Source organism: Pseudomonas sp. 3296 (genome assembly GCF_031456615.1).
Lineage (GTDB): Bacteria > Pseudomonadota > Gammaproteobacteria > Pseudomonadales > Pseudomonadaceae > Aquipseudomonas > Aquipseudomonas mucoides.
Map to the genome: position 1 here is coordinate 231,040 of NZ_JAVDUY010000001.1, position 12,852 is coordinate 243,891.

Annotated in this window: 8 protein-coding genes; 3 read left to right on the forward strand and 5 right to left on the reverse strand. The window is 62.8% G+C overall.

Annotated features, from left to right (window positions below):
• Window positions 1-4: 4 nt before the first annotated feature.
• The 5 genes from J2X66_RS01145 to J2X66_RS01165 form a co-directional block, all read right to left on the reverse strand.
• Window positions 5-625 (reverse strand): SCO family protein, encoded by a 621-nt coding sequence (locus tag J2X66_RS01145; RefSeq protein ID WP_310259819.1) that lies wholly within the window; start codon window positions 623-625, stop codon window positions 5-7.
• Window positions 622-1,278: an SCO family protein gene (locus tag J2X66_RS01150; RefSeq protein WP_310259823.1), complete on the reverse strand. Its 657-nt coding sequence runs from the start codon at window positions 1,276-1,278 to the stop codon at window positions 622-624. The genes J2X66_RS01145 and J2X66_RS01150 overlap by 4 nt, the downstream gene beginning before the upstream one ends.
• Window positions 1,279-1,291: 13 nt before the next feature.
• A complete protein-coding gene (locus J2X66_RS01155) occupies window positions 1,292-3,244 on the reverse strand; it encodes a YncE family protein (RefSeq protein WP_310259826.1) in 1,953 nt (650 codons plus the stop codon).
• Window positions 3,245-3,338: 94 nt separating this feature from the next.
• Window positions 3,339-9,155, reverse strand: a complete 5,817-nt coding sequence (gene mnxG / locus J2X66_RS01160; protein ID WP_310259829.1) for a manganese-oxidizing multicopper oxidase MnxG — start codon at window positions 9,153-9,155, stop codon at window positions 3,339-3,341.
• A gap of 205 nt (window positions 9,156-9,360) precedes the next feature.
• A complete protein-coding gene (locus J2X66_RS01165; RefSeq protein WP_027921401.1) occupies window positions 9,361-9,969 on the reverse strand; it encodes a lytic transglycosylase domain-containing protein in 609 nt (202 codons plus the stop codon).
• A 195-nt stretch (window positions 9,970-10,164) separates the two neighbouring features.
• Between J2X66_RS01165 and gspG the strand changes: the two genes are divergently transcribed.
• The 3 genes from gspG to J2X66_RS01180 all read left to right on the forward strand — a co-directional run bounded on the left by gspG (window position 10,165) and on the right by J2X66_RS01180 (window position 12,703).
• Window positions 10,165-10,599 carry a type II secretion system major pseudopilin GspG gene (gspG, locus tag J2X66_RS01170; protein ID WP_059181132.1) on the forward strand — a complete coding sequence of 145 codons (435 nt, stop codon included), beginning with the start codon at window positions 10,165-10,167 and terminating at the stop codon, window positions 10,597-10,599.
• 12 nt (window positions 10,600-10,611) lie between these two features.
• Window positions 10,612-11,799 carry a type II secretion system F family protein gene (locus J2X66_RS01175; RefSeq protein ID WP_310259837.1) on the forward strand — a complete coding sequence of 396 codons (1,188 nt, stop codon included), beginning with the start codon at window positions 10,612-10,614 and terminating at the stop codon, window positions 11,797-11,799.
• A gap of 148 nt (window positions 11,800-11,947) precedes the next feature.
• Entirely contained in the window at window positions 11,948-12,703 is a 756-nt protein-coding gene (locus J2X66_RS01180; RefSeq protein ID WP_310259840.1) for a hypothetical protein, read from the forward strand.
• Window positions 12,704-12,852: the final 149 nt, after the last annotated feature.

The window sequence follows — 12,852 nt, forward strand, 5'->3', positions numbered from 1 at the left end:
GCGTTCAACGACCGGCCACGGGCATGGTCAGCAACTGCAAGCGCTGAGCAATGGCGGCGGCCGGGGCATCGGGACGGATTTTGCTCCAGCGCTTGTTCGCCACGTCACCGACGATCAACTGCGTGGAATGCTGTTCGGGGGTTGGCACGATCTGGCCGATACGACTCAGGACAAGGTCCATCTGCGCCTTGTCGCCAGTGAGAAAAAACCAGTGGGGCCCATCGACGCCCTGTTTCAAGGTGTAAGCCTTGAGTACCGCCGGCGTATCGCGCAGCGGATCACTGGTAAGGGAGATAAAGGTGATGCCATCGGCCTTGTCGCCCAGCAACTCACGCACCTCCTTGAGCTTGCGGGTGATCAGCGGACAGGCATCGTTGCAGCTGGTGAAAATCACGTTCAGCAGCACCACGCGGTTTTGCAGCGCGTCACTGTAGAAGCGCAGGGTTTCGCCGTTCTGATCCTGCAACGGCGTGTCGGTGAACCAGGTTTTCGCATCATGCGTGCCGGTTGCCGGTTGCGCGGCGGCCACCGCCGGCGCGGGTTCTTCGTGCCCTTCGTGGGCAAATGCCATCAAGCTGACGGTGCAAAAGCACAGCGGGAAGAGGATCTGGGCGAGCACTCTCATGGCTGTTGCTCCATGGCAATGGCGGTGTGTTTGGCGTGGGCATTGCGCTGGCCACTGATTTTCTCGACTTCGCGGGTCAGCACGGTCGGGTCGGTGAAGCCGTAGTAGCGCGTCCAGTGACGGCTGTTGCCATCGCCGACGAGGATCAATGGCTGATGGTTCTTGAAGTCGCCACTGAACGACCCCAGGCCCTTGAGGGTTTCAGTGATCGACTGCGAACTGCCGGTGAGCCAGCTCCAGCCCGGACCGTTCTGGAAATTGCGGGCGTAGTCGTTCAGGCGTTTGGCATCGTCGCGCTGCGGGTCGACGCTGATCGACACCAACTGCACCTCGCCACCGACCCGCGCACCGAGTTGTTTTTGCACCTTGCCCATGATCGAGGACACCACCGGGCAGACCGTGGTGCAACTGGTGTAGATGAAGCTCATGACCACGATTTTGTTGCTGATCAGGTCCTTTTCCAGGCGCACTGATTTGCCGTTCTGGTCCACGAGTGCCACGTCGGCGAACTTGACCTGTGCGCTTTCGGACGTGGCGGGTTTGGCTGGCATGTCGTGCCCGGCGTGCTCGTCCGCCGAATGCGCCAGGGCCTGACCGATACCGGCCGCCAACAGGCAGAACGTCAGCCATCCACGGTGTGCGATACGGTTCATGTCGGTGCCCTCTTCAGTTCGCAGTGCCGGGCAGAACCCGGACGCTGGCAAAGGTCTTGTCGTCGAAACTCACACCCAGCGACGCTGCACGAACGTGCAAGTACCACGCGCCGTTCTGGTCCAGGGTCACCGGGGCTTCATAGATTCCGTTGCCCACGTCGAGGGCCGCTACTTCCTGCGCCCGTGACGTCGGCGCACGGAAGTAGCGCACCTGAACATCCTTGACCCCGCTGCGCCGGGTCTTCTGCTGGCCCTGGACGATGCGAAAGCGCACCACATAAGGACTGCCGAGGGTGGCCGTGGACTTGTCGAGCATGAACTCCACTTTGGGTACGCCGGGGTGTTGGGCGATTGCCGGGTCCGGCTCAACCAACGCGGTGAAGCAATGAATGATGTTCGGTTGATTGAGCAGGAACGCCACGTCGAAACGCCCGGCCGACGGCAACTTGATCCGCGCGCTGTACAGCCCCGGTTCGACCTCGCGCAAACTGCGGTCGATGACCATCGCCGCCCGCGCCACTTGCCCGCGATTGGGGTATCCGGACATCGGCGCGTTCATGCCTTCGGCGTAGAAGTAAGTGGTGTTGTCCACCGGGTTGACCACGAACACCGCGTTGTCGTCACGCGACACCGCCAGGCTCGACGCCAGCGGCAGATCACCGGCCAGCCGTGGTGCTTGCGGCCCCGCTTCGAAACCCTGGCTGATCGGCGTACGTCCCTGGCCCAGCGACGACAGGTTGATCATCGTGACCTTGGCCGACGCCAGACCGCGGACATACGCATAGGCCTTGGTGAACACCACTTGATAGGGCTCGGCCGACACGTCCAGTTCATGGATCAGCGAATCGGTGGCGGCGTCGATCACCGAGGCCTGGTTCTCCAGGGTGTTGAGCACAATGCCGAAGCGACCGTCAGCGCTGAAGCCCATCGGCCCCAGGCCCTGCTTCGCCTTGATCACCCGGCGCACCGCCAGGCTGGCGCTGTCGACGACGGTCACGGTGCCGTCCCGGCCATCGGCGACGTACACCGCCTGGGACAGCGGCGAGTACGCTACTGACAGCGGGTGCGAGCCGGTCTTGAGTTGCTTGCTGACGGTCAGGCTGGCGATGTCGATGATGCTCAAGGTGCCGTCGTCGCGGTTGGTGACGAAGGCAAAGCGGCTGTCCTTGCTGAAGGCGATTTCGTGATGCCCGGCCCCGGTGGCCAGGTGTTTGAGGGGCTTGAGGCTGCGGGTGTCGATCACCGTGACGCCGGACTCGTCGGCGGTTGACGCGTTGTTGCCGACCCACAACAGACGCTCATCCGGTTGCAGGGCCACGCGCACCGGGTTGCTGCCGGCGCTCACCGACTCCAGCAATTTGAATTGTTCACTGTCGATCACCGCCACTTCCCCCGCCGTTGGCATCGACAAAAACACCCGTTTGTTGTCCTTCGGGGTGACCCAATCCATCGGCGGTTGTTTTAGATCGATCCGGGCCATGGTGCTGGTGATGCCGCCCACCGACACCGACGGATCGACCACTGAAACACTGGCATCGCGGTTCATCACCAGCAGGAAGTAGCTGTTCAGATCCAGCAGCGGCCGCGCGCCAATGCTCGATTTGAGGAACACCCCGACCCGGGATTTGCAGCTTTGCTCGCGGCCCTGGGCCTGGTCGGCGGCAACGGTTTCGGGGTCGAGCCAGGCGCCAGGGTTGACGCCAGACAATGGCTGGCCCGAAGTGCTGTCCTTGACCCGGAACTTCACGTCGGCAAACTCGCCTTCGCGCAGTACACCGTCCTTGGCCAAAGGCTTGACCTCAAGCGCCACCGACACCCCGTCACGGGAGAGACTCTGGCCGCTCCAGGTGTTGGGCAGGGCGACTTCGCTGAGCATGCTCGGCGGCACGGTGCGCCACACGCCCAGGCTGATCAGCGCGACGCCTAAAACCAGCGCACCACTGGCGATTCTGATGGTCCTGTTCATCCCACTCTCCCCTTCAGATCAATTACTGCCCCACCGAGCCCCTGTGGGAGCGAGCTTGCTCCCACAGGGTTGATGTCGTTCCCATCCCCTCGGTCTACGGCGCCGGTGCCGGTTCGGGTTCGTTGGTCACCCGCAGCAACCCCCACAGCCCGGCGGTATTGCCGTAGCCGGCGTAGTCACGGAACAGGTAGTCGCCCGGTATCGCATTGCTGCCCCCGGCGCTCGGGTGCATGAAGCTGAAGTGCGCCGCCGGCAGGATGCTTTCGTGGGCGCCGATGTACATCGACATCGGGTTGTAGCCGAACCGCACCGACCCCACGCCCGGCGTCATCATCGGGTAACCGCCGGTGTCGCTCTTCTCCGACTGGAACGGGTTGACCGACCAGACGTGACCGTCCAGCTGGAACGTCGAACCACGGCTGCCACCGGTAGGCATCAGGATGTGGGTGCGGAACGGTTGCCCCGGCTTGGCATACAGCACCGGTGTCTGCGGATCGCCCCCCACCAGCGCGTTGCTGTAGGCCATGTGCGCGTTGGGCACGTCGCCGTAACCGTTGCCATCGGCGTGACCGAACGGCGCGTCCGGCGGCAGGCCGAAGCGGTACCACATCGGTTCGGTTTTATAGTTGATCGCCATGCTCGAGTTGTCCTGCGGATCGGTCGGCACACCCGCTTCCGAGGCAATGCCTTCCACCGGCCGGCCATTGGCCCAACGCATGTTGAGCGCCTTCTGCCAGACCATCGCGAAGTCGCGGTAGATGGTTTGCCCTGGCGCAGTGACCGTCGCATTGACCTTGCGCGCGTCCTCAACCCAGGTCGCACCGATCGGCAGGATGCTCATCGCGCCACCGAGGCCTTTTTGTGGCTGCTTGATCACGTCCGCCGGCGTGAAATTCAGCCCGCCGAATTCCACCGCCGTAGCGTTGATGTTGTCGACGCTGCGGCCCAGTTGCGTGATCGGCTTGCCTTCACGCTCCAGGTGTCCGGCGTAGTACTGATAAGTACGCGTCGGGTATGCACCGGTGTTGCCAACACGTGGCGGTACGGTCTGGATCGGGTTGGTGCCGACGTTGGTGCCGTCGGATTTGGTGATGTCGTACGCCAGCAGTTGAGCGTGCAAGCCCACCGTGCTGGACGGGCGCATCAGGTTGTTGCTGAAGGTGGTCGAACCTTCGCTACCGTTGCGGTCACGCTTGACCATGCCCATCACGGAAGCGGTCTGGACCAGGTCCGGCATCACGCTCGGCAAACGGTTTTCCAGCGTGATGTTGATGCAGTCACCGGCCGCCGCGCGCAGCACCAGCGGTTCGACAGGCACACCGGGTTTCAGCTTGCCGGTGATCGGGTCGAGGTCGGATTTGCGCACGTACAGAATCGCGGTCGGGTCATGCAGCGGGCCGCTTTGCCCGCCGATGGTGAAGGTCGTCCCATCCTGGGGATCGTTTACCGTGACCTGTGGAATGCTCACCGCTCGGGAGTTGTACACCAGCGTACCGCCCGCCGGATTCAACGGCCCGCCAACATGCTGGCCGAGGCCCGCCGGGTCCGCCATGGACAGGTTCAGCGGATTGCCAAGGATGTCGTTGGCCAGCGCCGCGACCACTTCATAGTTGCGTTGCACGGTGGGCCGGGTGCCGATGCCGTTCGGGTTGGCTCCATACCGCGGGCAGGCGCCATCGAAGGCCACGGTGTTGCGCATGCCCGCCGGTTTCGGGTTGTTCGGCAGCGCGAACAGGTCGTTGCGTTGCGCGGTGTAGTTGCGCATCACACCCCAGATTCCGCTCCAGTAACCTTCCAGGGAGGCGTCCATCGAGTACAGATAGTCCCCGGTGGTCGCCGCCGAACTGGACAACATCGAGACCGGTGCAATGAAGCCCATCTGCTCGGAGATCCCGATCATCTGCGACGAGCGCCAGCCGGAGTTGGAGCTGTTGCCGAAACCGGAACCGCTTTGCAGCCACTTCACGCCGTGCAGGGTCACGTTGTGCTCTTCTTCATGACCGCCGGCATGCACCCGCAGCCGCACGTTGTCACCGGTGTAGGTGCGCAGCATCGGCGTGAACGGGTCACCCGGTTCCGCGCCGCCCTTGTTGATGTGCGGCGGGAACAGCGTAGTGCCGCCGGTGGGGCCGGTGGCGGCAGTGACCAGGTTGGGCGCCAGGTTCATCGCCGGGATCGCCCGGTCGGTGCGGCTTTGCATGGCGTACGCCAGGTCGCCACCGAGGCCGTCGGCCTGCATGCCGCGCTTGCCGTCCGGGCCGACCTTGTTCGGGTCGTACACCCGCAGGGCCAGCGGTTCGTTGCGGTAATTGACCACGAACATGCCGGGGTCATCCACCGAGATGGCTTGCGGGCACGGCCGGCTTGGGCAGCCAGGCGACAGCCCGCCGCGGGCTTCAACCACCTGCTCAAGCAGGGTCTCGGCTTCCTTGCGCACCGGCGGGTTGATCGCGTAGCGGAAGCTGTCGGCGGTGGCCGGGAAGGATTGCGCATCCGGCACGCCATTCGGCCCGGCGCCCACGTACACACCGGCTTCATAGGCGTGCTGGAAGTCGCTGTATTCGAGGAAGAACTCACGGAAGCTGTCGTTCTTGCCGTCGCCGTCCAGGTCACCGGTAGAAATCACCGCTTGCCACGAGGTCGGCCCGCCGTCCTGCCGCGCACCGCTGTACAACGGCTCGCCGGTTTCGGCGTGGAACCAGGTGGAACCGGCCGGTTCTGCCAATACGGTGGCGTACAGCCCGATCTGTTGGTGCGTCGATGGGCCCAGGTGGTCGTGGGTGAAAATGGTCCCCAGGCCACGGTCGACGCCTTTGCTGTTGACCACCGGATCGACGAACCAGCGCTGCATCGCCGTACGCGCGCCCACCCAATCAGCCCGGCCATATTGACCAAAGAACGGATGCTGCTTGGCTACCGGGCAAGTCGGTGTGCCGTCACGCGGGTCGGTGCCCTCGCATTGGTTGAACAGACGGATTGCGTGGATGCGTTCTTGCACCGCGCCGGGGGAAAGCACGCCGTCTTCATAGTTCCAGCCGTTGGCCGAACCGTCAGCAGCGGTCAAGTCCCATTTCGGCAGGTGGATGTGCTGGCCGATCACGTCAGTCGGCGTACGCACCTGATAGTCATCCATCTCGTAGATCGCCGGCACGAGGTTGGTTTGCTGGTACTGCACACAGTCGAAGGTGTTCATGCGCATCACCAGCGGTTCTGGCGGACGCTGTTTGGTGATCACCGGCCAGGCGTCTTCCCACAGCGCCAGGATGCGCGCTTGCGGGAAGTGGTAGCCGACCTTGTTGTACACCGCGTCGAACTGGATGTTCGCGGCCTTATAGATGCGCGGACGGTCGGCGGTGAAGGTCGAGGAACCGGTAAACGACAGCCCGTCGACCCGTTCGCCGCTGTTGAACTCGCCGGTGCCGGCGCTGGCGGTCAGGCGTTTTTGCCGATCATCCATGCACGGTTCGTAGTACGGCGCACCCGCCATCGGCAACGCGCCGTTGGTGCGGAAGTTGCGCGCCACCACTTGATTGCCTGGCAGCACGGCGAAGCTCGGGTGGTCCTTTTGGGCGTGGAACGCCATGGCCGCCTGTTCCACTTCAGTGCCCTCTTCGGGCATATAAATCGGTTTGGCGCGGGTCACTTCCTTGGAGAAATCCAGCGACGTGGTGACGGTGTGCGCCTGACCACCCGAAGAGAACCCGTCCAGTGAATGCCGCCCCAGACCACCGTCCCAACCACCGGACTGCGCCGGATCGAGGTTGGCCCACAAGGCATTGCCGCTGGTTTTCAGGGATTGCGCCTTGGCGGCGTCGAGCATGTCCAGCGGCGGGGTTGGCGGGCGTTGGCCGACCGAACTTTCCATGCCGCCGATCCAGAACGGATAGCCCGGGTTTTTCAGGCTGCCGTCGGCATTGCGGTTGGCTTCACTGCGATCCACCAAGGCCAGGGAACCGATGGCTTGAGCACCACCGCTACCACCGTGATGTTCGCCGTCGTCGCCCTCCTCGTCATCGCCCTGACTGGCCACCAGGGTTTCGCTGATCTTCGGTACGACCGCGACTTTGCCCGGCATCGGCGCCATGGCTTTGCCCGGTAGCGGCACGACCGCAGGAATCGGCGTGCCGGCAATGATCTCGCCATCCGGCAAGGCCCGTGCGCCCGCCGCCGGTTTACCGCTGCGCAACGCGTAAGGTTCGCTGTGATAACCGTCGTTGCCCTGTTGGGAGACTTCGAGTCTGGTGCCTTCCTCGAACACATCGTGCACCCGCCACATGCTCCACATGCCTTGGGCAAAGTGCGGATAGAAGTGGCAGTGATAAATCGCATCGCCGGCCACGCGGTTGCGGTTGCCCGAACCACCGTTGGCGATTTCATAGGTGTAGCCGGCGCCCGGACCAATGCCTTGGGCGTCGACATAGTCGGAGTTATCGTCGTTGGGGTTGAACAGCCACTGATGGCCGTGCAGGTGGAAGATGTGCTGCTCGTGACCGTTGTGGGTGTTGCGGAATTTGACGAAGTCGCCGATGTAGCTGTGGTTGACGTTGGACGGCTCGGACGGATACAGCGCCATGGTCGCCTTGACCCCGACCTGATCGGCGCGTGGCGTTTCACCCGGAAGAATGTTTTCCAGGCCGACGTTGGCCGGTACGTCCACCAGCATCGCCACGTCCCCCACGGTGTGGGAACTGAGGAAGAATTCTTCATAGGCGCAGGACAGGCAATCGTGCATCGGCCCCACGCCCAGTCGGTTGGCCACCACCTCTGCGCCCATGCCACCGGAGCCGTAGTTGATCATGAATCCATCGCGGGTCGGCTCCAGCACGTGGGCCATCACCGGGTCCGCCCAGTACGCCGGGAATGCCTGGGTCGCAGCCACTTCATCCTGGAACTGCGAGGCGAAATCGCGGAACGGTTCCAGCCGGTTAGGCAGCGCCGGGTTGCGTTTGCCGATCGCTTCCAGCGGATACGTCGCGGGCGGGAAGCTGCCATCGGCGTTGCTGCCCATCACGATCGCATCGCTCTCGCTGGAGATGATTTCACTGCCATCGACCATGCTGATGATCGGCGTGCCGGCCTTGCCTTCACGGATCCACGGTTCGCGCTGCGGGTAGCGCGCCTGGTAATCGACAATCGGCTGGCCGGCCGGGGTGCGGCCGGTGCTGGCCAGGCGCATCTCTTCTTCGGTCAAGGTGTTGCGATAGGTACGGCCACCTTTGGGCACCACCACCACTTCACCGAACAGGCCGTTGGCGACGTTGCCCGCATCACCTTCACCCCCAAATGTGGCGCCACGGCTGCTGGCGGCAAACGCCCCCTCACGCTCGGCGTACAGGGTGTAGGACCGCGTGGCACCGGGCGGAATCAGCGTGTTGGCATTGCGTCCGGTGAAGGACGCGATGTCGTCAATGCTGTTGACCGCTTGCAGGCCGTTGACCTGGAAGCCGACATGGCGGTCAGTGACTTGCTCATCGACCTTGAACTGATCGGCATTACCGGTTGCCCCCCCTTCTGCGCCCTCGACTCCGGTCTCTTCGTGCTTGCCGGGGTTGGCCTGATACGCCAGCAAATTCTGCAGATTGATCGTCAGGCAATCACCGGCGGCTACACGCAGCACCAAGGGACGCGGACGCTTGTCGGGACGCAACGAGACTTTGCCCGGCACTGCCGCGCCCCCCTGGGCGAGGGGCATGTTGTGGTCGTCGACCACGTCGCGGCGCAGGGCGAACATCATGCCGTTGGCGTTCTGTGCGCCGAGGCGGTTGAACATCAGCGGCTGATCCAGTGCCACGACGTTCGCCACCAGATTGCGTTCGCAACGGGCGGCCGCCTCGGCCATCTCGATGCCAAACAAGGGCGCGAAAAACAACAGCAGATTAATCAGGTAATGAGCGTGGGGTATGCCGGACATGATCACGGACCTCGCATTGGGTGCTCACAAGGAACAATTCTCGACAAGTGCGTTGGAGCAATCCCCATGCCAAGAATAATTTCTTTATTTTTCATATAGTTACTTTGACGACTTGATAACTCGGGGGATATTCCCCACTAATTCCCCACTTTTCTGCCGGGGCCATCATTCCCCACTGTTGGGGCAAGCCGGCACGGGGTTTCGACTACAACGGCGCGTCCACGGCCAGGCCCTGCAAACGCCGGTATTGGCGCAGGACATCCGGCACGTAGCGCTGGGTTTCGGCGAACGGCGGGATCGCCCCGCCACGGCTGAGCACCGCTTGCGGGCCGGCGTTGTAGGCCGCTACCGCGAGGGCAATGTCGTTGTCGAACAGGGTCAGCAGACGCTTGAGGTATTTGGCGCCGCCCTGGATGTTGGCCTTCGGATCGTAGACATCCTTGACCCCCATCTCCCGCGCGGTGTCGGGCATCAACTGCATCAACCCGCCAGCGCCTTTGGCGGACGTTGCGTCGGCGTTGTAGCGGGACTCGGCGCGAATGACCGCGTGTAACAGCGCCTCCGGAACTTCATTGGCCTTGGCAGCCGCCGAGACCAGCTCGGCGTAGGGTTGCGCGGCGATCATCTGCGGTTGCTGGTCGAGGCTGACGACCGCTGCGGTGGGCTCGTGAATGACCCGTTCATAGGTGCGGCCGGGGCGGTGAACGTTGGACAAAACGTAGCTGCCCTTGGCGTCCACGGAAACGAAGACATCGGCCTGTGCGACGCTGGTCAATAGCAGGCATCCGAGCAATCCAGTGGTGAGTGTTTTCATTGTTCTACCTCCCCTGGCCGGCCCCGAAAATTGGGGGTAATGCCCCACTGGCCGATCGTTAATCAGCCATACGCAAGCACTGTGCCGTAAGCGTGAAAGGCCGTAGCACGGGAGGTTCAGAAGGTTGCCAGGGGCTTTGCATGGCAATTGCATAAGCCTTTATCGCGACCCTTCTGCCGACTGTGTGAGGTCATCATGAATCAACGTCTGTGCTGTGCCCCGCGTACGCAACGCGGGTTCACCCTGCTCGAACTGCTGGTGGTGCTGGTGGTGCTGGGGCTGTTGGCCGGCATCGTCGCGCCGAAGTATTTCGCCCAACTGGGCCGTTCCGAAGTCAAGGTCGCCAAGGCGCAAATCGAAGGCCTGGGCAAGGCGCTGGATTTGTATCGCCTGGAGGTCGGGCACTACCCGTCGACCGAACAGGGCTTGCAGGCGCTGGTCACCGCGCCGAGCGATGAAACCCACTGGACCGGACCTTACTTGCAGAAAAAATTGCCGCAGGACCCGTGGGGCCGTAACTACACCTACCGCTATCCCGGCGAAAACGGTGAGTACGATCTGCTGTCCATGGGCAAGGACGGGCAGCCCGGTGGCGAAGGCGAAAACGCCGAAGTCACCAGTTGGCAATGACGGGGGAAGACCATGCGCTTTCATCTCAAAGCCGTGGGCAAGGCCGGCGTGGTCTCGATGACGGTCGAGGCCCCCGGTCACAGCGAGGCTCGGCGCATCGTCGAAGACCAGGGGTTGCGGGTGGTCAGCCTGCATGCCGAACGGCACTGGCGCGCCTTGCGTCTGCAACACCGAGAGACCTTCAACCTGGTGTTGTTCAGCCAGGAACTGACTACCCTACTCAATGCAGGCCTGCCGCTGATCGATGCACTGGAAAGCCTGGCCGAAAAAGAAAGCGCGCCACAGGCCCGCAAAACCTTGAGTGAGCTGGTGCGCTTGCTGTACGAGGGCAAATCGTTCTCCCAGGCACTGGGTCAGTTGTCGGCCATATTCCCGCCGTTGTATGTGGCACTGGTGCAGTCCAGCGAGAAGACCGGCGCCGTGGGCGAAGCCCTGGGCCGCTATGTCAGCTATCGCCAGCGCATGGACGAGGTTCGGCAAAAAATCGTCAGCGCGTCGATCTATCCCATGCTGTTGCTGGTGGTGGGCGGTGGCGTGGTGTTGTTTTTGATGGGTTACGTAGTGCCGCGTTTCAGTCTGGTGTTTGAAGGCCTGGGGTCGAACCTGCCGTGGCTGTCGCAAGTGTTGATGACCAGCGGCATGTTCCTCCACGCGCATCAGGGCGAATTCTTCGGCGGGTTGCTGGCGATCATCGTTGCCCTCGCCTTCCTCCAGCGCCAACCGGCCTTTCGTCGGGGCGTGGACCGCCTGATCGAAAAACTCCCGGCGATCCATCAACGCATCTTCATGTATGAACTGGCGCGCTTTTACCGTTCGTTGGGGATTCTGCTGCAGGGCGGCATTCCCCTCGTCACCGCCATGGGCATGGTGCGTGGTTTGCTCACCGTGGCTTCGCGCACGCGCCTGGACGAAGCCTGCGAACGGGTGCGCGAGGGCCAATCGCTGTCGGCCGCGCTGGAGCTCAATCACCTCGTGACCCCGGTGTCATTGCGCTTGCTGCGCGCCGGCGAACAGTCCGGCAACCTCGGGCAAATGATGGAACGCAGCGCCGACTTCTACGACGAAGAAATCAGTCGCTGGCTCGAATGGTTTGTCAGGTTGTTCGAACCGCTGCTCATGACGTTTATCGGGTTGTTGATCGGGGTCATCGTGATCCTGATGTACATGCCGATTTTCGAGCTCGCCTCCAGCATTCACTAAGGCTCTGGAATGGGGGCGAGCACCACGTTGCGTTTTTTGTTGACGCTTCAACTGAATAAATCTGAACGCTGTGGTGTTCATCTACTGAATCGAGCAGCACGTTGCATTGTTCATCAACGTTCCAACCCTGAATAAGACGGAGAACGACATGCACATCAACAAGCTTTTACTGGCAGTAGCTATTGGCGCGGTCTTGTCGGCGTCCACCGTATTGATACCGGACAGTCTGTCCAGTATGTCGACTGCTCAGGCCAAGGATGGTGGTGGCGGCGGAGGGGGTGGTGGCGGCGGTGGCGGAGGTCATGGCGGCGGCGGCGGAGGCAATGGCGGCGGTGGCGGCGGTAATGGTGGCGGCGGCGGAGGCAATGGCGGCGGTGGCGGCGGTAATGGTGGCGGCGGCGGCAACAGCGGCGGTCACGGTGGAAGCGGCAGTGGCGGCAACAGTGGCAGCGGCGGTAATAGCGGCAGCAGTCACAGCGGCAGCGACCATGGCCCGGGCAATGCCGGCAACACAGCCTCCTCCAACTCCGGGCGCAGTGGCACGCACGCCGAACCTGGCGACGATCATGGCGTTCATGCCAACGGTGAAGTCGGCGATGACCATGGTGTTCATCGCTCCGGTGAAGTGTCCCACAACCAAAACGGCGTTCATCGCTCCGGTGAAGTGTCCCACAACCAAAATGGCGTTCATCGCTCGGGTGAGGTATCCCACAACCAAAATGGCGTTCATCGCTCGGGTGAGGTATCCCACAACCAAAATGGCGTTCATCGCGCCGGTGAAGTGGGCGACGACCGTGGCGTACACGCCAACGGCGAAGTCGGCGACGACCGTGGCGTCCATGCCAACGGCGAAGTCGGCGATGACCGTGGTGTCCATGTCAACGGCGATGACAAAAGGACCTGATAACCACTAAGCCCTGGTCATCCACACATCAACTGTGGGAGCGAGCCTGCTCCGGGCGGCGTTCCGACGATAGCCATCTGTCATTCAACATTGCTGTCGTCTGACACTCCGCCATCGCGAGAAGGCTCGCTCCTACAGGGGGAACTGTG